The following is a 22,319-nucleotide window of genomic DNA, read 5'->3' as shown; positions in this document are numbered from 1 at the left end:
GGGTCAGGTACCCGCAGGGAAGTGGAGGTCCGATCCGCTTTCCGCGGGCACTTGCGAGGGGGCCGTATCCGGCGTGCCGCACGTCTCGAACAGCAGCGCGCGCAGCCAGCGGTGGCCGGGATGCCGATGCGTGCGCGCATGCCAGGCGACGACCTTGGTAAAGCCCGGGATCTCGATGGGCGGATCGAGCAGCGCCAGGCCCTCCACCTGCGCAACCAGCCGCCGCGGCACCACGGCGACCAGGTCGCTCGCGCGCAGGATCTCGGGCAGGATCAGGAAACTGCCCACGGACAAGGTCACCCGGCGCGTCCGGCCGAGCCTGGCCAGCGCTTCATCCGTCACGCCCGCGAAACCGCCCCCCACGTACGACACCAGCGCATGATCGAGGGCGCAGAACCGGTCGAGCGACAGGCGGCCGTCTCTCGCATCCGGATGGTCCCGGCGCAGCGCGCAGACGTAGCGCTCTTCGAACAGGTGGCGGGCGTACAGGTCGGCCGGCGTGCTGTCCGGCGTCAGCAGGGCGAGGTCGAGCTCGCCGCGTTCGAGCTGCGCCTGCACCAGGGCATCCTTGACCGGCCGCGCTGCCAGCCGGACGTGCGGGGCGCGCTGCCGGAGCGCCAGCAGGAACGGCACCACCACGGCCCGCAGCCCATAGTCGGTGGCCGCCACGGACAGCGTGAGGCTCGCCGTCGACGGGTCGAAGGTCGGCGGCTGAAGCAGCGCGTCGACTTCGCCCAGCACCTGCTTGACCGGTCCGGCCAGCTCCAGCGCACGCTGGGTGGGCACGACGCCGCGCTGCGTGCGCACGAAGAGCGGGTCGTCGAAGCTGTCGCGCAGCCGCGTCAGCATGCCGCTCATCGCCGGTTGCGTGATCGCCAGCCGGACCGCTGCGCGCGTGACGTTGCGCTCGTCCAGCAGCGCGTCCAGCGCTTTGAGCAGGTTCAGGTCCAGGGTTCTGATATCGCGCATGCTGATTTCTTGGCGATGAGGAGGGCTTCCGTCTTATAGCGCTCGGCCTTCGGTTGCACAAGGAGCGCCGGCAGCACAATCCAACGATGCTGGGCCGCGTCGCGCGGGCGGAAAAAACGCGCCCGAAGGCGCGTTCCTGTAGCCGGATCGTGCGGATGGTGGCCGACCGGCAGGTCGGCCGGCGGGCTCATCGGCTCTGCGGTCCCATGGGGATGTTGAACAGCATGCCACCTCCGCTCGTGCCGCCCATGACGCTCGGCGTCACGCCATTCCATTTCTCGATGGCGGCGCGCTCCAGCTTCAGGCGCTCCCAGGCCAGCAGGCGGTCATCCAGCGAGGACGCCAGCGCGTGGTTCGCGGCCGCTTCGCCTTCGGCGATCGCCACCTTCTTCTTGGCCTCGGCCTGCGCGGAGCGGACTTCGTTCTCCGTGCGGATCGCATCCTGGATGGCCTTGGTCTTGGCGCTGACCGCATCGAGCAGCGCGCGCGGCGGCCGCAGCGAACCGACGATGCCGAACTGCTTGATCGACACGCCCAGCGGCATCAGCCGCGTATCCAGTTCCCTGGTCAGGCGCGAGACGAACTCCTCCTTCCTGGCGCCGTTCACGTCGTCGAAGCTGTATTCCGAGCCGATGGCGACGATGACGTTGCGCGCCGTGTCGCGCAGGTAGCCGTGTGTGAAGCTGTCGATGCGGTCGGCGCGGAAGTTCGTGTAGAAGTCGGGCACCTTGTCGCGATCGAGCTGGTACGACACCGCCACGTCGACATTGACCGGCACGGCGTCTTTCGTGTTGAAGGTCAGCTCCTCGTTGAGCGCGTGGCCTTCGTTGACGTCCTGCGTCCAGATGACCCGCTGGACGAAGGTCGGGTACTGGATGAGCGCGGTCTGCACCGGGTTGTAGAACACGAAGCCGGTGACCACGTTCTCGCGCGTGATGCCGCGGTCCACGAGCCGGTTGATCTTGATGCCGGTGTAGCCCGGCGGAATGATCTGCCAGGTCAGCAGGAAGGTGCGCGCGACCGCGAGCGCCAGCACGGCGCCGAAGACGAGCGCGAGCAGCTTGAGCGGCAGCTTGCTTGCCGTGACTTGAGGCATGTGGATTCCCCTTGCTTGTTGTATGGGTGGTGTAGCTGGCGGGCCGGGCGGCATGCCCGGTGGCTGGCGCAGGAAGGGTCAGCGATTCCCGTCAGGGATGGCCGCGCCCGGTGGGCGGGTGATGGCGGCAAGCGTGCTTGCCGATGGGGGCGTCAATACGACCGAGGTGCCGCATTGCAATGTCGGGGATGTTGCAATGCAGCAAGTATAGTCCGGCGCCGGATTTTTGCCGGCTGTCCGGAAGCTTTAGAGGCTTGTGTCAAACGCGCTAGGCGCGCGGCGGGCTCAGGCCTGGCCGGGGCTCACGCGCGCGGGGTTCCATCCCAGCGCGTTGTAGACGTGATAGCGCGCGATGCCGATCCATTCATGCAGCGCGTAGTCCGTCATCGCAAAGTTGAACGCCAGCGGCAGCGGGGAGGGCGTGGCCTGCAGGTCGTCCGCGCGCACCGGCGTCGGCATCATGCCGAAGTGCGCGAAATACAGCAGGCTGCGGCGCAGGTGGATGGCCGACGACACCAGCACCGTGCGCTCGGGCGCGTAGGCGGCCAGCGCCGTGCGCGAGAACTGCGCGTTCTGCCAGGTGTTCATGCTGTTGGGTTCGAGCAGCACGTCGTCCGCGCCGATGCCGATGGCCAGCAGCGCGCGCTGGTAGACCGTGGCTTCCGGATCGCCGTGGTGCCGCGCGTCGCCGCCGCTGACCAGGATCTTGCAGTCGGCGCCCGTCTTGCGGCAGGCCTGGTACTGCTGCGCCGCTTCCATCAGGCGCGGATAGGAGAAAACGCCCGGCTCAACTCCGCCCTCGACGCGCCGCGTGCCGGCGCCCAGCAGCACGATGGCATTGCGTTTGCCCCAGATCACCGCGGGCCGCGCCTCGAACGGGCCCTCCAGCGAATCGAGCAGCCACGCCGGCACCGGCCCGCAGCCGATGGCGATGACCAGCGCGAGCGAGACGGCCGCCAGCCCGCGCGCGGTCCGGCGCCGCCGGCGCAGTGCGCAGATCGCGGTGACGATGACAAGCAAGAACAGCACGGGCAGGCTCACGGGTTCCTCCGGTTCGGTAGGCCAGGGTGGATGGCTCGCCATCGTAAAGAGGAATCAGCGTTTGCGCGACCTGCCGGCTTACGGGTTGGTTGCGGACGGCGGCCCATCGGGAGGCGGTGCGTCGGACGGCGGCGGGCCATCGGGCGGGGCGGGCGGCTTGCCGTCTGCGTTGGCGCTGTCGGGCGGCGGCTTCCGGCCACGTCCCGGAGCGCCATCCGGGCGTTTGCCCGAGGGCCTGCGGTGCTGCTGCAGGTCCTGGTTGATGGACTGCATCGTGCGCGGCGGCGGGGCCATGCGCGCGAAGTTGCTCTGGATGTTGCGCAGGGCTTCGTCGTCCGCCGCCGGGGCGGAGGCCGTCTGGGCGAGGGCTGACGGCGGCAGCGCCGTGGTCAGGGCGGCAGCGCAGGCCACCGGAAGCAGGAGGTAGCGGAGCATGGGCGACTCACCAATCGGGCTGAACAGGCATGCGCGATTGTGGTGCCGGAGGGCGGTGACGAGTTTGAGGTTTGTGTTGCCGGACGTTACCGGATGCCGCTAGGGCTCGATGTGCTGCGATACGCGGAAGGCCTCGGCCTGTTCGACCTTGAGCCCCGCGCGCCCGGCGTGCGCCAGCGCTTCGTCCAGCAGCGTGGCCCGGAGGGGAACGGCGAAATAGTCATCGCCGCCCGTGTCCACGTGCAGCAGGTGATAGCCGTGCGGGCGCAGCCAGTCGCCGAAATCGAGCAGGCCGATGGCCACGGTGTGTTCGCTGGGGTCGCGCGTCCATTCCCAGCGGGCGGTGATGCCGAGCGTGTCGAGCAGCGCGTTCGCCTGCCATGCGATCTCGTCGGACGCTTTCCAGTCGACCCCGATGGCGAGCGTCCAGGCGACGTCCGCTTCGGGATCGCGCGCGATGGCTCCCACCAGCAGATCGGCGACGTCATCGCCGGGCTGGCCGCCCGCGCGGACCCGCGTGGCCAGCCGGTCCGCCTCGGTGTTCCCGAGCGGCGCCGCCACCCGGCGCGCGAATTCGGCCAGCGCCTCGATGGCCTCGGCCGGCGGCGAAAAAGACTCGCGCAGGATGTCGTCGTCGGACAGCGCGTCGGCCTCGGCGTCCCGTGCCGGTGCCGGCCGGCTGAACAGGCGCTTGAACCGCTTCAGCATGGATGTTTCCCTTCCCCGGTCGTGTGATCAGGCCACCGGCCCGCCAATCTTCTCCAGCAGCTCGCGCAGCATCGCGCGCTCGGCCTGGCTCAACGCCGCCAGCATGCGCTCCTCCGTCACCAGGTGCGAGGCGACCAGCCCATCGACCAGCGCGAAGCCTGCATCGGTCTGCACGATGCGCAGGCCGCGACGGTCGTCGGGGTCGGTCTGGCGGGCGATCAGTCCGCGCTTTTCGAGCCGGTCGAGCCGGTTGGTCATGGCCGAGGTGGACAGCATCATGTCCTTGGCCAGCGCGGATGGCGAGAGGGCGTTGCCGCGCCCCTGCCGGCGCAGCGTCAGCAGCACGTCGAAGCCTGCCGGATCCAGGCCGGCGTCGGCGATGTTCGCGACCACGCCCTGGCGCAGGCGTTCGCCGGCGCGCCAGACTTCGCCGCACACGGCCATCGGGCTGGGGTCGAGGTCGGGGCGCTCGCGCCGCCATTGCGCAAGGAGGCTGTCCATCGGTGCCCCTTGTGCGGTCATGGGATCGGGTTGACCCATCGGATGCCTCGCCCTAGTATTTCGACATCAAACTATTTGATGTGAAGATTCATCGGATCGTATCGGAGTTTCCGGCGCGGGGCAATTGACCGCCTGCTTCACTGGAGCCCCCATGCACGAACGCATTGCCGATCACCCCATCGACCCGCTGTTCCTGGCGCGCTGGTCGCCGCGTGCCTACGACGCCCGGCCCATGCAGCACGCCGATCTGCTGTGCCTGCTGGAGGCCGCGCGGTGGGCGCCCTCGGCCTACAACCATCAGCCGTGGCGCTTCCTTTATGCCCGCCGCGACGACGCGCACTGGGCCGACTTCCTCGACCTGCTGGTGAGCGCCAACGGCGCCTGGGCGCAGCATGCGGCCGCGCTGGTCTTCGTGCTGTCCGATACGCGGCTCGATCGCGATGGGGCGGTGGACGCCGTGCCGTCACGCAGCCACAGCTTCGATGCGGGCGCGGCGTGGGTACAGCTGGCGCTGCAGGCCTTGCGGCTGGGCTACCACGCGCGCGCCATGGCGGGCGTCGATTACGCGCGGGCGCGCACCGTGCTGAAGGTGCCGGAGCGCTTCCACATCGAGATCGCCGTGGCGGTCGGCCGCCGGGGCGCGCTCGCGTCGCTGCCGGCGCCGCTGCAGCCGCATGAAGGGCCGACGCCGCGCCGCGCCGCGCGCTCGACGAACTGGCGTTCAGCGGGCCTTTTCCTGCCTGAAGGCGGCGCAATGCCGGGCCCCGGCTTGCCCAATTATTTCGATTTCAAATAATCAAATATGGAGTGAATGCCATGCCATCCCACCGTCTTGCCACGATCCTGGCCACCGCGCTGGCGCCATGCCTGTGGGGCACGACCTACATCGTCTTCACGCAGACCCTGCCGGTTTCGCATCCGCTGCTGGTGGGTGCCCTGCGCGCGCTGCCGGCGGGCATCCTGCTGATGCTGCTCGGCCCCGACCTGCCGCCGCGCGACAAGCTGGGACGGCTCGCGCTGGTCGGGCTGGCGAACATCGGCGTGTTCTTCGCGCTGCTGTTCGTGGCGGCGGCGCGGCTGCCCGGCGGCGTGGCGGCAACCGTGATGTCGGTGCAGCCGCTGCTCGTCGGGCTGCTGGCGTGGCCCGTGCTGCGGCGGCGCCCGCGTCCGGTACAGCTGGCGGCGGCGCTGGCCGGGTCGTTGGGCGTGGGGCTGCTGATCCTGGGGCCGGCGGCGCGGCTGGATGCGATCGGCGTGACGGCGGCCCTGGGCGCGGCGGCATCGATGGCGACCGGCACCGTGCTGATCGAACGCTGGGGCCGCGTCGGCACGCCGCTGGCCTTGGCCGCCTGGCAGTTGGCGCTGGGCGGGCTGGTGCTGCTGCCGGTGGCCCTGGCGGTGGAGGGGCTGCCGCCCGTGCCCACGCTGCGCAATGCCGCCGGCTTTGCCTACCTGATCGTCATCGGCACGGCGCTGGGCTACTGGCTGTGGGTGCGCGGCATCGGCAGGCTCGGGGCCGACGTGACCTTCCTGTCGCTGCTGAGCCCGCTGACGGCCACCGTGCTCGGCGCGCTGCTGCTGGGCGAGTGGTTCAGCCCCGTGCAGGCGGCGGGCGCGCTGCTGATCCTGGCGGCGACGGTAGCGGGGATGGCGCTGTCGCGGCGCGCGCGCATGGCGGGCACGCCGGAGCAACGCCCCGCGAGGCCGGTGCACCCTGAAGGGCCTCGCGTCGGGGCATCCAGGTGACTACTGGACCGACGTCGCCACCTGCGAGAACGTCTTGGTGAAATTGGACGGCGCGCCCGCGGGGTACGTGTACGTGAAGTCGCACTTGACGATGCGGCCGCCGTCCACGTCCCACCAGCAGCGGTAGTCCTGGCTGTAGGCGGCCGAGCCGGTGGAGCCGCCCGGCAATTGCGAGTCGTTCGAGTTGGTGATGGCCAGCGCGTAGTGGATGCGCAGCGCATTGAAGGTGCCCGCCGGGATCGCCAGCACCTCCAGGGCTTCCACCGCCGCATTCAGGGTGGCGAACTCCCGGTAGCCGGCAGCGCAGCTGTACTGCCACGTCGCCGTCCAGGTCTTGCCCACTGACAGGGGGAAGTTGAGCATGTCGCGCTTGGGCGCGTAGGTGCAAACGTTGCCGTTGTTGAGATACGTGCGGGTCAGGCGATTGCCGTCGGCATCGCTGCTGTAGCGCTCCACTGCCGTGCCGCCCTCCGACGCATCCACCGTGGCGATGCCGTTGGCGACGGAGGTCGTGACGTTGGTGCGGGTGCGGGTCGACACCGCGCTGTTCAGGCGCGTGGTGGTCTCCGACCAGACCAGTGTGGCGCCGGCGGTCTGTGCCTTCGGGTAGTACTGCTGCGCCGGTTCGGTGCCGGACGCGGTCGTCTGCACACCGGTGCCGACGACGCTGATCGTTTCAGCGGCGGCGCCGGACGCGGCCAGCGCGCAGGCGATGGCCGCCATGGTCAACCCTTGACTCATGATGTTCATCTTCTGATTCCTCGCGGTTTGCGGTGGTGTCGAATGCAGCCACGCTGCGCCGCAGAGCCTACAGGAATGTCGGGATATGCCTGCCCGTGATCGCCGGAATATGCGGCGACGCTGATCTACTGCTGCACCATCGGCCGCATCGGTGCCTCGTCCCCGTTGTCGACCGGGGCCGCGCCGAGATATTGCATATTCGACCGGTACTCCGGCAGTTTCGCCATCGGCATCCGCAGGGCGTCGGCGTACAGCGGCAGCGTTTCCGGCAGATGGCGCGACAGCACGGTCATCCGTGAACGCCCGGACGGGTGGGTGGACAGGAACTGCTTCTGCTCGGCGCCCCCGATCGAGCCCATTTTCTGCCACAGCGTGAGCGCGGCGCGCGGATCGAAACCGGCGCGCGCGGCGATATCCATGCCGATCAGGTCGGCCTCGGTTTCCTCGGCGCGGGAAAATGCCAGCAGGTGCATTTTGGCGCCCTCGCCGAAACCGGCGTCGCCGCGGTTGCCGAAGCCGAACAGCTGCGAGATGACATTGGCGCCCAGGTTGGTGATCTCGCGCTGGCCGGCGCGGGCGCGGGCGTGTTCGCGCAGCGCGTGGGCGATCTCGTGGCCGAGCGCCATGGCGAGCTCGTCGTCGGTCAGCCTGAACCGCTCCAGCAGGCCGGAGAACACGGCGATCTTGCCGCCCGGCATGCAGAACGCGTTGACCTGCGCGGCGCCGATCAGGTTGACCTCCCACTGCCAGTGCGCGGCGTCGGGGTTCCAGCGCGGCGCGTGCGGCACCAGGCGCTGCACGATGGCGCGGATGCGGGCGAGGTCCGGCACGCTGTCCGGCGCGAGGGCGCCCTCGCGGGCGGCGTTGTCGATGATCTGGCGGTATTCGGCCAGCGCGCGGCGCTCGATTTCCTCGGCGGGGATCACCAGGCGGATGTTGGGCGAGGCGGTGGTCGGCGCTTCCAGCTTCACGCCGTCGGCGGGCACGGGCAGCGGGCCGTCCGTGGCGCCGGCCCAGGCGGCCAGGCCGAGTCCGAGCAGGAGGGGCAGGGAGCGCGCGAGGCGTGGCATGCGGAGGGAGGCTGGGTCGACTGGGTAATAATATCGGTCAATGCGTCCTGCCGCGCTTCGCGGCAACCCCTATCGTCCGCCAGCCCTCCCGCCGCATGACCTTCCACGATTACCTCGACGTGTTCCGCAACCGCCGCATCGGCGCGATGCTGCTGCTGGGCTTCGCCTCCGGCCTGCCGCTGGCGCTGACCTCCGGCACGCTGCAGGCATGGATGACGGTGGAGGGACTGGACATCCGCACCATCGGGCTGTTCTCGCTGGTGGGGCAGGCGTACATCTTCAAGTTCCTGTGGGCGCCGCTGATGGATCGCTTCACGCCGCCGCTGATCGGCCGGCGGCGCGGCTGGCTGGTGCTGACGCAGGCCGGGCTGGCGGCGTCGATCGCGGCCATGGCGTTCTGTCCGCCGCATGCCGCGCTGTGGGCGCTGGCGGGCCTGGCGGTGCTGGTGGCCTTCCTCTCGGCCTCGCAGGACATCGTCTTCGATGCCTACAGCACCGACGTGCTGCATGCCAGCGAGCGCGGCGTGGGCGCGGCGGTCAAGGTGCTCGGCTACCGGCTGGCGATGCTGGTCTCCGGCGGCCTGGCGCTGTGGCTGGCCGATCGCGTGATGGGCTGGAGCAGCATGTACCTGCTGATGGCCGGGCTGATGGCGCTATTTGTCCTGGCGACGCTGTGGTCGCCCGAGCCGGAGGCGGCGGCGCGGCCGCCCCGCAGCCTGCAGGAGGCGGTGGTCGGGCCGCTGCGGGATTTCTTCGCGCGCCGCGGCGCCTGGGCGCTGCTGGCGCTGATCGTGCTCTACAAGCTGGGCGATGCGTTCGCCGGCAGCCTGTCGACCACGTTCCTGATCCGCGGCGTCGGCTTCTCGGCGGGCGAGGTGGGCATCGTCAACAAGACGCTGGGCCTGGTCGCCACCATCATCGGCGCGCTCTACGGCGGCACGCTGATGGTGCGGCTGGGGCTGGTGCGCGCGCTGCTGCTGTTCGGCGTGCTGCAGGCGGTGTCCAACCTGGGCTACTGGGTGCTGGCCGTCACGCCGCAGCACTTGTGGACCATGGCGCTGGCCATCGGCATCGAGAACCTCTGCGGCGGCATGGGCACGGCCGCCTTCGTGGCGCTGCTGATGGCGCTGTGCAACCGCTCGTTCTCGGCGACGCAGTATGCGCTGCTGTCGGCGCTGGCCTCCATCGGCCGCGTCTATGTCGGGCCGACTTCCGGCTACCTGGTGGAGGCCTACGGCTGGCCCGCGTTCTACCTGATGACGGTGGCGTTCGCCTTCCCCGGGCTGGCGCTGCTGTGGTGCATGCGCGGCACCATCGGCCGCTACGAGGCCGAGCAGGCGGAGCGTGCCTTGGCCGCGAAGCCGGCGTCAGCCTAGCCGGTCCGAGCGGTCCGCATCGGCAAAGCCCGCCAGCGGCAGCGCCGCGTCGAGGCCCCGGCCGAGCGCGATGGCCTTGAACAGCTCGCCCATCTCCGCTTCCGACAGCAGCTTCTGTACCGCGTTGGCGGCCGGCAGGAAGCGGACCGGATCGGCGGGGTCGAGCGTCATCAGCAACTGCCCCACGCCGGCGCCCAACAGGAAGCGCGCCTGGCTTGCATAGCCGAGCACTTCCAGCCCTGCCTCGCGCGCCGCCAGCGCAATGCCGGAAAAGTCGACGTGCGCGGTGATGTCCTGCAGCCCCGGCAGCCAGAACGGATCGTCGTGCGCGTGCTGGCGGTAGTGGCACATCAGCGTGCCGTTGGCGCGGTGCGCGTGGTAGTACTCGCCGGCCGGAAAGCCGTAGTCGAGCAGCAGCAGCAGGCCGCGCTCGAGCGCCGCGCCGGCGCTGCGGATGAAGCCCTCGGCGGCTTCGTGCGCTTCGGTGACGAAGTCATCGCGGCCGGGCAGGGCGGCCAGCTTGGGCGGGACATCGGCCGGATCGGCCACGCGCTCGGACCACCGCAGGCCGTGGTCCGCATCGAAGGCCACGCCGCGCCGGTGCCAGACGCCGCCGCGCCGCGCCCACAGCGACACGGGCATCGCATCGAGCACCTCGTTGCCGACCATCACGCCGGTGAAGCGCGCGGGCAGCGCATCGTGCCACCGGGCCAGGCCGGCCAGGTCCGGGCCGAGCGCGGCCAGGGCCTGTTGCTGGCGCTGGCGCAGTTCGCCCGAGAGCTCGACGATGCCGTAGCTGTCCGGCCGCATGCCGAGCGTCTCCAGCTCGGTCAGGATGTCGGCCGCGAGCCTGCCGGTGCCCGCGCCGAACTCCAGCACATGGCGCTGGCCGGGCGGCAGCGTCTGCAGGACCTGGGCGATCTGGTGCGCGACGGTGCGGCCGAAGAACGGCGTCAGTTCCGGTGCGGTGATGAAGTCTCCGCCGTCTTCCACGCGGCGGCCGAACTTGGCCGCGCCGCCGCTGTAGTAGCCCAGGCCCGGCGCGTACAGCGCCAGTTCCATGTAGCGCTCGAACGGGAGCCAGCCGCCGGCGGCCTCGACGGCGCGGACGATGGTGGAGAACAGGCGGTCGGACTGCGCCTGCGCGGCCTCGCTGGGAAGCGGTAAACTTACGGTTTTGCTCATCGCCGGATTGTAAACAAATGGCGCAGACGCCGAACGAATCGCCCGTATTGCCCCGCATTGCCCTCGTGACCGGCGCCGCCCGCCGCGTAGGCCGCGTGATCGCGCTGGCGCTGGCCCGGCAGGGCTGGGATGTCGCCGTGCATTGCCACCGCTCCCGCGCCGAGGCCGACGCGGTCGCCGCCGAGATCATCGCCATGGGCCGGCGCGCCGCCGTGCTGCAAGCGGATCTGGCCGACGAGGCGGCCGCCGGCCGGCTCATCGCCGACTGCACCGCAGCGCTGGGTACGCCCACGTGCCTGGTCAACAATGCCTCCCTGTTCCAGTACGACGTGGCGACCAGCTTCAGCTACGCCTCGCTCGACACGCACATGCGCATCAACGTGGCGGCGCCGCTGCTGCTCGCACGCGAGCTGCACCGGGTGCTGGCGGCCGAGGACGGCGGCGCGGGCGAGGTGCGCGGCGTGGTCGTCAACCTGCTCGACCAGAAGCTGGACAACCTGAACCCGGACTTCCTGTCGTACACGCTGTCCAAGGCGGCGCTGGCGACCGCGACGACGCAATTGGCCCAGGCGCTCGCGCCCACGCTGCGCGTGGTGGGCGTGGCGCCAGGGGCGACACTGGTGTCCTGGAAGCAGTCGGAGAGCGGGTTCGAGCGCGCGCACAAGATGGCGCCGCTGGGGCGCTCGTCCACGCCGGAAGACATTGCCGAGGCGGTGTGCTACCTGACCACCGCGCGGGCCGTCACCGGCACCACGCTGTTCGTCGACGGCGGCCAGCACCTGATGCCGCTGGCCCGCGACGTGATGTTCCTGACCGAATAAGACCCCTCATCGCCTTATGCCTTTCCTGCTTTCCCATCCGCGCCTGGCGCACTGCCGCCGCCTGTTCCTGCGCAACTACGAGGTGCAGATCAACATCGGCGTGCACGAATTCGAGAAGAAGGGCGAGCAGCGCGTCCTCGTCAATATCGATCTGTACGTGCCGCTGGCGTACTCCACGCCCCAGCACGACAAGCTGCACGAGGTGGTCGACTACGACCTCATGCGCGAGACCGTGGCGCGCCGCATGGCGCAAGGCCACGTGCACCTGCAGGAAACCCTGTGCGACGACGTGCTGGCGGGCCTGCTCGCGCATCCGCATGTGCTGGCCGCGCGGGTCTCGGCGGAGAAACCGGACGCTTATCCGGATTGCGAGTCGGTGGGCGTGGAAGTGTTCCGCATCAAGGACTGAGCGCCGGCCGACTCAGGCCGCACTCGCATATTCGCGGCGCTGGGCGTGCAACGCGCCCGCGACGGCGCCCAGCAGGTCCAGCGCCAGCCGTGCCGTGATCCCGCCCTTGTCGTGGCGCGGGTTGTATTCCACCAGCTCGAACGCCGCGAAGCGCGCATGGCGGGCGCAGGCGGCCAGTGCCTGCGTCATGTCCTGCCCCGTGAGGCCGCCCGGCTCCGGCGAGCCGACGCCGGGTGCCACCACCGGATCGAAGGCATCCAGATCGACCGTCACCCCGAAGGCCGCGGTGTCGGCCGCGGCGATGCGGATGGCCTCGGCCATCACCGCGCGCAGACCGCTGCGAGCGACTTCCGCGGCGTCGATCACGCGCACGCCCAACTGGTCGATCAGCGCGCGTTCGGCCGGCTCGTAGCTGCGCGCGCCGATCACCACCACGTGCTGCGGCAGCAGCTTGGGATGCGTATCGCGCACCTGCGTCAGTTCGCGCGCGCCGTGGCCGAGCAGCGCGGCCAGCGGCATGCCGTGGATGGCGCCGGAATCGCTGCTCTGCGGGGTGTGGCTGTCCAGGTGGGCGTCGATCCAGATCAGTCCGAGCGGCCCGGCCGGCCGCAGCGCCGAGGCCACGCCGGACCACGTGCCGATCGCGCACGAGTGGTCGCCACCGATGACCACCGGCACGCGCCCTTCGTGCACGCTGTGCGCCGTCGCGTCGGCCAGCGCGCGCGAGAAGCCGGCCACGCCGGGCAGCGCCGCCAGCCGGGCCGCGCGGCTGTGGCCGGCCGGCGTCGCCAGTTCGATGCCGTGCACCAGGCCGCCGTGCGTGTCGGGCGTCTGCAGCCGTTGCTGCGCGCCGGCCTGGAGCAGCGCGCGCGGGCCGTCCTTGCAGCCGTCGTCCCGCGCTCCGCAGCCGATGGCCGCGCCGATCAGGTCGATGATGGTCATGTCGATTCCCCGTGAATCCGGATGCGGTGCGATGCGCCGGCTCAGGCCGCCTTGCGGCGCGGCCAGTCGGCCAGCGTGCGGCGGATGACGTCCCGCGCCAGCTCCAGCTCCTGCTGCGCGATCACCAGCGGCGGGGTCAGGCGGACCACGTTGCCGTAGGTGTCCTTGGTCAGCACGCCGTGCCCGGCCAGCGCGGCCGTGAAATCATGCGCATCGATGTCGGCGTCGAGCTGCAGGCCGATCATCAGGCCGCGCCCGCGCACCTGCCGCACGCCGTGCCCGATCAGCGATTGCAGTTCGGCGATGAAGGCTTCGCCCAGGCGGGCCGCGTGCTGCGGCAACTGCGCTTCCTGCAGCAAGGCCAGTGCCGCGCGGCCGATGTGCGCGGCCAGCGGGTTGCCGCCGAAGGTGGAGCCGTGGTCGCCCGGCTGGAATACGCCGATCACGTCTTCCCGCCCCGCGATGGCCGACACCGGCACCATGCCGCCGCCGAGCGCCTTGCCCAGCACCACCAGGTCGGGCTGCACGTCCTCGTGCCAGCTGGCGAGCACGTCGCCCGTGCGGCCCAGCCCGGTCTGCACCTCATCGCAGACGAGCAGGGCGTTGTGCTGCGTCGCCAGGTCGCGCGCGAGCTTCAGGTAGCCGGGCGGCGGCACCACGATGCCGCCCTCGCCCTGGATCGGCTCGATCAGGATGGCGCCGGTATGGGGGCCGATGGCGGCCTTCAGCGCCTCGGCATCGCCGAACGGGATGCGGCGGAAACCCGCCGCGAACGGGCCGAAGCCGTAGCGGTACTGCTCGTGCGACGAGAAGCCGACGATGGTGGTGGTGCGGCCGTGGAAGTTGTTGTCGAAGACGATGATCTCGGCGGCGTCCGGCGGGGTGCCCTTGACCTCGCGGGCCCATTTGCGGGCCGCCTTGATGGCGGTCTCCACGGCCTCGGCGCCGGTGTTCATCGGCAGCGCGCGGTCCATGCGCGTGATGCGGCACACGTCGGCCAGGAACGGCCCGAGCTCGGTGTTGTGGAAGGCGCGCGAAGTCAGCGTCAGCCGGCCGGCCTGCTCGACCAGCGCGGCGACCAGCCTCGGGTGCGAATGGCCGAAGCTGACGGCGGAGTAGGCCGACATCATGTCGAGGTAGCGCCGGCCCGCCGTGTCGAACAGCCAGACGCCTTCGCCGCGTTCCAGCATCACCGGCAGCGGCGCGTAGTTGCGCGCGCCGTAGCGTGTTTCCAGGGCATAGCTGGGGTGAGTGGCTGCGGTCGTCATGATGGCCTCCGGCTGGGATGGGATCGGTCTCGCTGCTCGCTTGCGACGGATTGTGCGATCTGCCAAACTCAAAATCAAATCGAATGTTTTTCGTTTTTCGATCCAAAAATTTGATGATTTGATGCGCTGTTCCCGTCGCCATGTCCCATTCGCCGCTGCGCTATCTGCATAGTTTCCTGATCGTCGCCAACGAGGGCAGCTTCGTGCGCGCGGCGGATCGGCTCGCCGTGTCGCAGCCGGCGCTGTCGTACCAGATGCGCCAGCTGGAGCAATGGCTGGGCGTGCCGCTGTTCGAGCGCGCCGGGCGCAAGCTGGTGCTCACGCGCGCCGGCGCTTCGGTGCGGGCGTGGTGCCGCGACGCGTTCGCCGGGCTGGACGAGCTGCGCGCCGCATTGCACAGCGGCGAGATGGAGCGCGTATCGCTCAAGCTGGCGAGCGGTTCCAGCTTCGGCCGCCACGTGCTGATGCCGGCGTTGCTGGACCCGGCCCCCGAGTCCGACGCGCCGCTGCTGGACGACGTGCGGCTGGAGCTGGCCTTCGGCAGCGACGACGAGGTCTTCGCCCATGTCGAATCGGGCCGCGCCGACCTGGGCTTCGTCTACACGCCGCGCACCTCGCGGCTGTTCGAGCACCACGCCGTCTATACCGAAGAATTCGTGCTGGCCTGCGGCGCCCGCGCGCTGCGCGAACGCGAGGCGCCGCGCACGCTGGCCGACTGCGCGGCGCTGCCCTTCGTCACCTACGACGAATCCGATGCGGTGTACGGCCTGTGGTTCCGGGCGCTGTTCCGGCGCATGCCGGAGACCACCGTCAGCGCGCACCACGTCTCGGAACTGGAGGAGGTCGCCACACTGGTGGCGGCCGGCATGGGCTGGTCGGTGCTGCCGCTGCATGCGATTCGCGACGCGGTGGCGAGCGCCCGGCTGCAGGTGGTGCGGCCGGTATCGACGCGGCGCTGCCTCAACACCGTGTTCGCCGTGCGGCGCACCTCGAGCTTTCCCAGCGAGGCGCAGGATCGCTTGCTGGTGCGATTGGCGCAGCTGGAGGCGGCCGCGGCGACAGCCTAGCCCCCCACCTCGAACCGGATGCCCTGCGCCAGCGGCAGCGCCGTGCCGTAGTTGACGGTATTGGTGGCGCGGCGCATGTAGGCCTTCCAGGCATCCGAGCCGGCTTCGCGGCCGCCGCCGGTGTCCTTCTCGCCGCCGAATGCGCCGCCGATCTCCGCGCCGCTCGGGCCGATGTTGACGTTGGCGATGCCGCAGTCGCTGCCGGTGGCCGAGACGAAGCGCTCCGCCTCGCGCATGTCCAGCGTGAACAGGCTCGACGACAGGCCATGCGGCACGGCGTTGTTCAGGGCGATGGCTTCGTCCAGCGAGTCGAACGGCATCACATAGAGGATGGGCGCGAAGGTTTCCTCGCAGACCACGCCGTCCTGCGCGGGCATCTCCACCAGGGCAGGGCGCACGTAGTAGGCGCCATCGCCGGCGCCGACCGTGACGCGCCCGCCGCCGTGCACGGTGCCGCCTTCCGCGCGTGCGCGGGCCAGCGCGGCCTGCATCCGCTCGTAGGCATGGCCGTCGATCAGCGGGCCGACCAGGGTGCCGTCATCGCGCGGATCGCCAACCTGCACGCGCGCATACAGCGTCGTCAGCCGTGGCACCAGCGCATCGTAGACCGGCCGCTGCACGAACAGGCGGCGCAGCGACGTGCAGCGTTGCCCGGCCGTGCCCATCGCCGCGAAGGCGATGGCGCGCTCGGCCAGCGCCAGGTCCGCGCTGGTGCAGACGATGGCGGCGTTGTTGCCGCCCAGCTCGAGGATGGTGCGCGCAAAGCGGGGCGCCGCGGCCTGGGCGACCGCGCGGCCCATCCCCGTGCTGCCGGTGGCCGACACCAGCGGAACGCCCGGGTGGCACGCTAGCGCCTCGCCCAGATCGTGTGCGCCGATGGCCACCTGCGCCAGGTGCGGCGGCGCCTCGCCGAAGCGCTGGCAGGCGCGCAGGAACAGGCGCTCGACCGCCAGCGCCGTCAGCGGCGTCTTCTCCGAGGGCTTCCAGATGACGGGGTCGCCGCAGACCAGCGCCAAGGTCGCGTTCCACGCCCACACGGCCACCGGGAAGTTGAACGCGGTGATGACCAGGCACGGCCCCAGCGGATGCCACGTTTCCATCATGCGATGCGCGGGCCGCTCGCTGGCGATGGTGAGCCCATACAGCTGCCGCGACAGACCGACGGCGAAGTCGCAGATGTCGATCATCTCCTGCACTTCGCCCAGGCCCTCTTGCGTGATCTTGCCGGCCTCCAGCGTGACCAGCGCGCCGAGGTCCGCCTTGTGCGCGCGCAACTCCTCGCCGAGCAGCCGGACCAGTTCGCCCCGGCGCGGCGCGGGCACGGTACGCCAGTTCCGGAACGCGGCATGTGCCTGGGCAACGATGCGGTCGGCGTCGGCGGCTGTTTCGACCGGCAGGCGGGCGAGCACCGCGCCGTCGATGGGCGAACGCGCGGCGAGCGGTCCGTCGCCGCCGGTCAGGGTGTCGAGATGCAGGCGCTGCAGCAGGGTTTCTGGCGAGGGGGGCATGGTGCGTCGGGGTGGGAAAGGTCACATCCAGCATGCGCCGGGGGTGACCGATCCGCAAGGCGACGCCGCTCGGGTTGAAATTAATTAATTCAACAATTAATATCCAGCGCATGGTGACACGAAGACCTTCCCCACGCGGCCCGGGCCGCCCGCGCGGGCCGGTGCGCGAGGATCTGCGCGACCGCCTGCTCGACATCGCCGTGCAGCGGTTCGCGCGCGACGGCATCGACGCGACCACGATGGCCGCCATCGCCCGCGAGGCGGGGGTGACGGCGCCGATGGTGCACTACCACTTCGCCACGCGCGACCAGTTGCTGGACGCCGTGGTGGACATGCGTCTGAAGCCGTTGATCGACGAGGTCATGGATCCGGCGCTGACCGCGATCCCCGACGATGGCCACGCGCCCGACCTGGCGCGTATCGTGGCCGGAGCGGCGCAGCGCATGGTGGCGGTGGCCTCGGCCACGCCGTGGTTCCCGACGCTGTGGATCCGCGAGATCGCCAGCGAGGGCGGGCAACTGCGCGAACGCGTGTTCGCGCGCATCGCGCTGGAGCGCGCGACGGTGCTGGTCGAGCGCATCGCCCGCGCGCAGGCGGCCGGCGCGGTCAACGCGGCATTGGAGCCAACGCTGGTGATGGTCTCGGTGATCGGGCTGGCGATGCTGCCGCTGGCCACGCGCGCGCTGTGGGGCCGCCTGCCCCACGCGGAGACGATCGACGCGCAGGCCATCGGCCGGCACGTGGCGGCGCTGCTGCTGCATGGCGTGGGGCCCGCCCCGGCGAGCAGCGGCAACGCCGCGGAAAAGGCGGGCAAGGCAGGGCGCAAGGCAAGGCGGCAGCAGGCGGATCAATCTAACCGGTGAAGTGGAGGACGGCATGCGTCCAGCGAACGGAATCGACAGGGCGGGGTGGATGGCAGCGGTGGCGATGGCAGCGGCGGTGACCGGTTGCGGCAACCCGGACACCCAGTCCTACCAGGGCTACGTGGAAGGCGAGTTCGTCTATGTCGCCTCGCCGGTGGGCGGGCGGCTGGAGCACCTGGGTGTGCAGCGCGGCCAGACGGTGAGCGCCGGCACGCCGTTGTTCGTACTGGAATCCACCGATGAAGCGGCCGCGCGCCAGCAGGCCGCTGCCCAGCAGCAGGCCGCCGAGGCACAGCTGGCCGACCTGAACCTCGGTCGCCGGGTCCCGGAGGTCGATGCGGTGCGTGCGCAGCTGGCGCAGGCGGTGGCGGCCGACCAGCTCTCGGCCACGCAGCGGGTGCGAGACGAGGCCCAGTTCCGCGCCGGCGGCATCCCGCAAGCGCAGCTCGATGCCAGCCGTTCGACCGCGCAGACCAACGCCCAGCGCGTGCGCGAGCTGACCAACCAGCTGCGCATCGCCCAGCTGCCGGCGCGCACCGACCAGATCCATGCGCAGTCGGCGCAGGTCGAGGCGGCGCGCGCCGCCGTCGCGCAGGCCCAGTGGCGGCTCGACCAGAAGGCGCAGAAGGCCACGCAGGGCGGCCTGGTGTTCGACACGCTGTATCGCGAAGGCGAATGGGTCGGAGCCGGCAGCCCCGTGGTGCGCATGCTGCCGCCGGCCAATGTGAAGGTGCGCTTCTTCGTGCCGGAAGGCGTGGTGGGGCGCCTCAAGCCGGGGCAGGCCGTGCGCATCCGCTGCGACGGCTGCGCCGCCGAGGTGAACGCCAGCATCAGCTATGTCGCCAACGAGGCCGAGTACACCCCGCCGGTGATCTACAGCAACACCCGGCGCGACAAGCTCGTCTTCATGGTGGAGGCGAGGCCGGCTGTAGAGGATGGCACCAAGCTGCGCCCCGGTCAGCCCGTCGAGGTCGCTTTGCCATGAGCGCGCCGGCCGCCCGCCCCGCCGGCAGCGATGGCGCCTACGCCATCGACGTGCACGGCCTGAACAAGCACTTCGGCGACAAGCACGTCGTGCGCGATCTCACCATGCAGGTCGCGCGCGGCGAGATCTTCGGTTTCCTCGGCCCCAACGGCAGCGGCAAGACCACGTCGATCCGCATGATGTGCGGGCTGCTCACGCCCGACAGCGGCAGCGGCACCTGCCTCGGCTACGACATCCTGCGCCAGTCCGACCAGATCAAGCGCCGGGTCGGCTACATGACGCAACGCTTCTCTTATTGGGACGATCTCTCCATCCGCGAGAACCTCGACTTCGTCGCGCGCCTGTACGAGATGCCGAACCGCCGCGAGGCCGTGGACCGGGCGCTGGAGAACCTCGGGCTGGCCTCGCGCGCCCGGCAGCTGGCGGGCGCGCTGTCGGGCGGCTGGAAGCAGCGGCTGGCGCTGGCCGCCTGCATGCTGCACCAGCCCGACCTGCTGCTGCTCGACGAGCCGACCGCCGGCGTGGACCCGAAAGCCCGCCGCGATTTCTGGGAAGAGCTGCACCGGCTGGCCGCGCAGGGCATCTCGGTGCTGGTGTCGACGCACTACATGGACGAGGCCGAGCGCTGCCACAAGCTCGCCTACATCGCCTACGGCGAGCTGCTCGCGCAGGGCACCGCCGCCGACGTCATCGCCAGCCAGCAGCTGTCGACCTGGGCGGTGAGCGGCGGCAACCTGGTGGACATCGGCCGCAGGCTGGAGGGCCTGCCCGGCGTCGACCAGACCGTCGCGTTCGGTGCCGTGCTGCACGTGACGGGCGCCGATGCCCAGGCGCTGGAGGCGACCCTGCGCGAACTCGCCGGCCAAGCGCACCTGCGCGTCGAGCCCATCGAGACCGGCCTGGAAGATGTCTTCATCCACATGATGCGGGGCTCGTCCGACAACTACGGAGCGCAGTCATGAACCTCAACGGCACGCGGTTCTCCCTGCACCGCTGGTGGAGCATCGTCCTGAAGGAGTTCCTGCAGCTGCGGCGCGACCGCGTGACCTTCGCGATGATGATCGGCATCCCGATCATGCAGCTGCTGATGTTCGGTTTCGCCATCAACACCGACCCGAAGCATCTGCCGACCGGCGTGATCGCGGCCGACCGGAGCGAGTTCACGCGCAGCTTCCTCGCCAGCCTGCGCAATACCGACTATTTCCGCCTCGACGAGACGCTGCCCGACGAGGCCGCCGGCCGCCAGGCGCTGGCCGAGGGGCGGCTGCAGTTCGTCGTCAGCATTCCGCCCGACTTCACCCGGCGGCTGGTGCGCGGCGAGCGCCCCGCGCTGCTGGTCGAGGCCGACGCGACCGACCCTTCGGCGACGGGCCTGGCGCTGGCCTCTGTCACGCAGCTCGCGCAGGGCGTGGTCAGCAAGGACATGAAGGGCGTGCTCGCGCCGCTGGCGGGCGGCCAGCCGCCGTTCGAGGTGCGCGTGCACCGGCTCTACAACCCGGAAGGCATCACGCAGTACAACATCATCCCCGGTCTGATGGGCGTGATCCTGACCATGACCATGGTGATGATGACCGGCCTGGCCATGACGCGCGAACGCGAGCGCGGCACCATGGAAAACCTGCTTGCCACGCCGGTGCGCCCGCTGGAGGTGATGACGGGCAAGATCGTGCCCTACATCTTCATCGGGCTGGTGCAGGTGAGCATCATCCTGCTGGCGGCCCGCTTTATCTTCCACGTGCCGTTCGTCGGCAGCGCGTGGATGGTCTACCTGGCCGCGCTGCTGTTCATCGTCGCCAGCCTGACGGTGGGCATCACGCTGTCGTCGCTGGCGCAGAACCAGTTGCAGGCGACGCAGCTGACGTTCTTCTACTTCCTGCCCAGCATCCTGCTGTCGGGCTTCATGTTCCCGTTCGCGGGCATGCCGAAGTGGGCGCAGGTGATCGGCGACGTGCTGCCGATGACGTATTTCCACCGGCTCACGCGCGGCATCCTGCTCAAGGGCAACGGCTGGGTCGAACTGTGGCCGAGCATCTGGCCGCTGCTGGTCTTCACGGCGGTGGTGATGGGCATCGCGCTGCGCTTTTATCGCAAGACGCTGGATTGAGGTGGCCATGTGTACATCGACATCGCTGATCCTGTCCGCCGCGGCCGCTGTCGCACTGGGCGGCTGTGCCGTCGGCCCGGACTTCAAGGCGCCGGTGCCGCCGGCCGCATCCGGCTACACCGCGCAGCCGCTGCCGGCGGCGACCGCCTCGGCCCCCGTGCCCGGCGGCGAGGCGCAGCACCTTGCCGAGGCCAACGTGCCGGCGGACTGGTGGCACCTGTTCCAGTCGCCCACGCTCGATGCGCTGGTGGACGAAGCGCTGCGCGCCAGCCCCACCGTGGCGCAGGCCGCCGCGCGCCTGCGCGAGGCCCAGGCGCAGGCCGATGCGCAGTTCGGCGCGGTGCTGCCGTCGGTGGACGGCTCGGCCTCGGCGGTGCGCCAGCAGGTGAACCCGGAAGCGTTCGGCTTCAATACGCCCAAGCCGGGGCCCTTCACGCTGTATTCGGCGTCGCTGTCGGTGTCGTATGCGCTGGACCTGTTCGGCGGCGTGCGGCGGGCGCTGGAGGCTTCGCGCGCGCAGGTCGATACGCAGCGTTACGAGCTGGAGGCGGCACGGCTGTCGCTGGCCGGCAATGTGGTGACGGCCGCAGTGCGCATCGCCTCGCTGGATGCGCAGATCGCCACCACACAGCGCCTGCTGGCCGCGCAGCGCGATCAGCTGGTCATCACCGAGCGGCGCTTCGGCGCGGGCGGCGTCGCCCGCGTGGATGTGCTGTCGCAGCGCACCCAGGTCGCACAGACCGAGGCCACCTTGCCGCCGCTCGCCCAGCAGGCAGCCCAGGCACGGCACCGGCTATCCGTACTGTTGGGCCGCGAGCCCGGGGCGGGGCTGCCGGATCTGCCGCCGCTCGACGCGCTGCGCTTGCCCGATCCGCTGCCGGTGTCGCTGCCGTCCACGCTGGCCCAGCGCCGCCCCGACATCCGCGTCGCCGAGGCCATGTGGCACGAGGCCAGCGCCAACGTGGGCGTGGCCACGGCCAACCTGTTTCCGCGCATCACGCTGTCCGCCGAATTGGGTTCGCAGACCACGGGCTTTCGCAACCTGCTGGGCGCGGGGTCGAGCATCTGGAGCCTGGGCGGTTCGCTGACGCAGCCGCTGTTCCACGGCGGCACGCTGCGCGCCCGCAAGCGCGAGGCCGAGGCGGCCTACGACGCGGCCGGCGCGGCCTACCGGCAGGCGGTGCTGCAAGGGTTGCAGGAGGTGGCCGACGCGCTGCACGCGGTGCACAACGACGCGCGCACGCTGCAGGCCCGCGCCCTGGCCACCGACCAGGCCACGCAGACCCTGCGCGCCGAGCAGGCCCGCTACGCCGCCGGCGGCATCAGCACACTCGCGCTGCTCGACGCCCAGCGCCAGGTCGACCAGGCGATGCTGCAGCAGGTGCAGAGCCGTGCGGACCGGCTGCTGGATTCGGCTGCGCTGATGCAGGCGCTGGGGGGCGGCTGGTAGCGGTTGCCGGGCGCGCCCGCGGGGGCGCCCGTCA

24 protein-coding genes are annotated in these 22,319 nt (G+C 70.6%); 11 read left to right on the top strand and 13 right to left on the bottom strand.

Annotated elements, in window-relative coordinates:
- Positions 1–3: 3 nt before the first annotated feature.
- The 7 genes from GO999_RS15970 to GO999_RS15940 form a co-directional block, all read right to left on the bottom strand.
- A complete protein-coding gene (locus GO999_RS15970; RefSeq protein ID WP_011000111.1) occupies positions 4–969 on the bottom strand; it encodes a LysR family transcriptional regulator in 966 nt (321 codons plus the stop codon).
- Positions 942–1,160 carry a hypothetical protein gene (locus GO999_RS15965; protein ID WP_020830898.1) on the bottom strand — a complete coding sequence of 73 codons (219 nt, stop codon included), beginning with the start codon at positions 1,158–1,160 and terminating at the stop codon, positions 942–944. Before GO999_RS15965 ends, GO999_RS15970 begins: the two co-directional genes overlap by 28 nt.
- A complete protein-coding gene (locus GO999_RS15960) occupies positions 1,157–2,065 on the bottom strand; it encodes a prohibitin family protein (RefSeq protein WP_028860075.1) in 909 nt (302 codons plus the stop codon). Before GO999_RS15960 ends, GO999_RS15965 begins: the two co-directional genes overlap by 4 nt.
- A 285-nt stretch (positions 2,066–2,350) precedes the next feature.
- The gene (locus GO999_RS15955; protein ID WP_071011947.1) at positions 2,351–3,106 is read right to left on the bottom strand and encodes a YdcF family protein; all 756 of its coding nucleotides are present in this window, start codon (positions 3,104–3,106) and stop codon (positions 2,351–2,353) included.
- Positions 3,107–3,184: 78 nt separating this feature from the next.
- On the bottom strand, positions 3,185–3,541 hold the full coding sequence (locus GO999_RS15950) for a hypothetical protein (protein WP_011000114.1): 357 nt from the start codon (positions 3,539–3,541) through the stop codon (positions 3,185–3,187).
- Between the two features lie 99 nt (positions 3,542–3,640).
- Entirely contained in the window at positions 3,641–4,249 is a 609-nt protein-coding gene (locus GO999_RS15945; RefSeq protein ID WP_071011943.1) for a DUF6630 family protein, read from the bottom strand.
- Positions 4,250–4,276: 27 nt separating this feature from the next.
- Positions 4,277–4,789, bottom strand: a complete 513-nt coding sequence (locus tag GO999_RS15940) for a MarR family winged helix-turn-helix transcriptional regulator (RefSeq protein WP_211906390.1) — start codon at positions 4,787–4,789, stop codon at positions 4,277–4,279.
- A 112-nt stretch (positions 4,790–4,901) separates the two neighbouring features.
- Here GO999_RS15940 and GO999_RS15935 point away from each other — a divergent pair, with 112 nt between their 5' ends.
- A complete protein-coding gene (locus GO999_RS15935; RefSeq protein WP_211906389.1) occupies positions 4,902–5,546 on the top strand; it encodes a nitroreductase family protein in 645 nt (214 codons plus the stop codon).
- A 20-nt stretch (positions 5,547–5,566) separates the two neighbouring features.
- On the top strand, positions 5,567–6,496 hold the full coding sequence (locus GO999_RS15930) for an EamA family transporter (RefSeq protein ID WP_211906388.1): 930 nt from the start codon (positions 5,567–5,569) through the stop codon (positions 6,494–6,496).
- On the opposite strand, the gene GO999_RS15925 is transcribed toward GO999_RS15930, so the two are convergent.
- Together GO999_RS15925 and GO999_RS15920 are read right to left on the bottom strand one after the other, a co-directional pair.
- Complete coding sequence (locus tag GO999_RS15925) at positions 6,497–7,246, bottom strand: hypothetical protein (protein ID WP_211906387.1); 750 nt, start codon at positions 7,244–7,246, stop codon at positions 6,497–6,499. It abuts the gene before it with no gap.
- A gap of 116 nt (positions 7,247–7,362) precedes the next feature.
- On the bottom strand, positions 7,363–8,307 hold the full coding sequence (locus GO999_RS15920) for a M48 family metallopeptidase (protein WP_197369709.1): 945 nt from the start codon (positions 8,305–8,307) through the stop codon (positions 7,363–7,365).
- A 95-nt stretch (positions 8,308–8,402) separates the two neighbouring features.
- On the opposite strand from GO999_RS15920, the gene GO999_RS15915 reads away from it, so the two are divergent.
- Positions 8,403–9,683, top strand: a complete 1,281-nt coding sequence (locus GO999_RS15915) for a muropeptide transporter (RefSeq protein WP_016722536.1) — start codon at positions 8,403–8,405, stop codon at positions 9,681–9,683.
- On the opposite strand, the gene GO999_RS15910 is transcribed toward GO999_RS15915, so the two are convergent.
- Entirely contained in the window at positions 9,675–10,868 is a 1,194-nt protein-coding gene (locus GO999_RS15910) for a class I SAM-dependent methyltransferase (RefSeq protein ID WP_011000122.1), read from the bottom strand. The two genes, GO999_RS15915 and GO999_RS15910, sit on opposite strands and share 9 nt — an antisense overlap.
- Before the next feature lie 17 nt (positions 10,869–10,885).
- Here GO999_RS15910 and GO999_RS15905 point away from each other — a divergent pair, with 17 nt between their 5' ends.
- Both GO999_RS15905 and GO999_RS15900 read left to right on the top strand, forming a co-directional pair.
- Positions 10,886–11,689, top strand: a complete 804-nt coding sequence (locus GO999_RS15905; protein WP_016726809.1) for an SDR family oxidoreductase — start codon at positions 10,886–10,888, stop codon at positions 11,687–11,689.
- 16 nt (positions 11,690–11,705) lie between these two features.
- Positions 11,706–12,098: a dihydroneopterin aldolase gene (locus GO999_RS15900; RefSeq protein WP_011000124.1), complete on the top strand. Its 393-nt coding sequence runs from the start codon at positions 11,706–11,708 to the stop codon at positions 12,096–12,098.
- Between the two features lie 12 nt (positions 12,099–12,110).
- Here GO999_RS15900 and GO999_RS15895 read toward each other — a convergent pair whose 3' ends face one another.
- A complete protein-coding gene (locus tag GO999_RS15895; RefSeq protein WP_028852471.1) occupies positions 12,111–13,040 on the bottom strand; it encodes an arginase in 930 nt (309 codons plus the stop codon).
- A gap of 41 nt (positions 13,041–13,081) precedes the next feature.
- Positions 13,082–14,308: an ornithine--oxo-acid transaminase gene (rocD, locus tag GO999_RS15890; protein ID WP_211906386.1), complete on the bottom strand. Its 1,227-nt coding sequence runs from the start codon at positions 14,306–14,308 to the stop codon at positions 13,082–13,084.
- Positions 14,309–14,448: 140 nt separating this feature from the next.
- Between rocD and GO999_RS15885 the strand changes: the two genes are divergently transcribed.
- The gene (locus tag GO999_RS15885) at positions 14,449–15,375 is read left to right on the top strand and encodes a LysR family transcriptional regulator (RefSeq protein WP_016722531.1); all 927 of its coding nucleotides are present in this window, start codon (positions 14,449–14,451) and stop codon (positions 15,373–15,375) included.
- Here the strand turns inward: GO999_RS15885 and amaB are convergent.
- On the bottom strand, positions 15,372–16,883 hold the full coding sequence (amaB, locus tag GO999_RS15880; RefSeq protein WP_071011935.1) for an L-piperidine-6-carboxylate dehydrogenase: 1,512 nt from the start codon (positions 16,881–16,883) through the stop codon (positions 15,372–15,374). The two genes, GO999_RS15885 and amaB, sit on opposite strands and share 4 nt — an antisense overlap.
- Before the next feature lie 110 nt (positions 16,884–16,993).
- Between amaB and GO999_RS15875 the strand changes: the two genes are divergently transcribed.
- From GO999_RS15875 to GO999_RS15855, 5 genes are read left to right on the top strand one after another with little or no spacing between them, the layout of a single operon-like run.
- Positions 16,994–17,746, top strand: coding sequence for a TetR/AcrR family transcriptional regulator (locus GO999_RS15875; protein ID WP_016726814.1), 753 nt, complete (start codon positions 16,994–16,996; stop codon positions 17,744–17,746).
- 13 nt (positions 17,747–17,759) lie between these two features.
- Entirely contained in the window at positions 17,760–18,731 is a 972-nt protein-coding gene (locus GO999_RS15870; RefSeq protein ID WP_211906385.1) for an HlyD family secretion protein, read from the top strand.
- The gene (locus GO999_RS15865) at positions 18,728–19,693 is read left to right on the top strand and encodes an ABC transporter ATP-binding protein (protein ID WP_019717387.1); all 966 of its coding nucleotides are present in this window, start codon (positions 18,728–18,730) and stop codon (positions 19,691–19,693) included. Before GO999_RS15870 ends, GO999_RS15865 begins: the two co-directional genes overlap by 4 nt.
- A complete protein-coding gene (locus tag GO999_RS15860) occupies positions 19,690–20,835 on the top strand; it encodes an ABC transporter permease (protein WP_016726817.1) in 1,146 nt (381 codons plus the stop codon). Before GO999_RS15865 ends, GO999_RS15860 begins: the two co-directional genes overlap by 4 nt.
- Positions 20,836–20,842: 7 nt before the next feature.
- A complete protein-coding gene (locus GO999_RS15855) occupies positions 20,843–22,285 on the top strand; it encodes an efflux transporter outer membrane subunit (protein ID WP_211906384.1) in 1,443 nt (480 codons plus the stop codon).
- Positions 22,286–22,319 lie beyond the last annotated feature (34 nt).

This window comes from Ralstonia nicotianae (assembly GCF_018243235.1).
GTDB classification, from domain to species: domain Bacteria; phylum Pseudomonadota; class Gammaproteobacteria; order Burkholderiales; family Burkholderiaceae; genus Ralstonia; species Ralstonia nicotianae.
The sequence above is the reverse complement of the archived record's forward strand: the minus strand, read 5'-3'. Positions and strand labels throughout refer to the sequence as shown.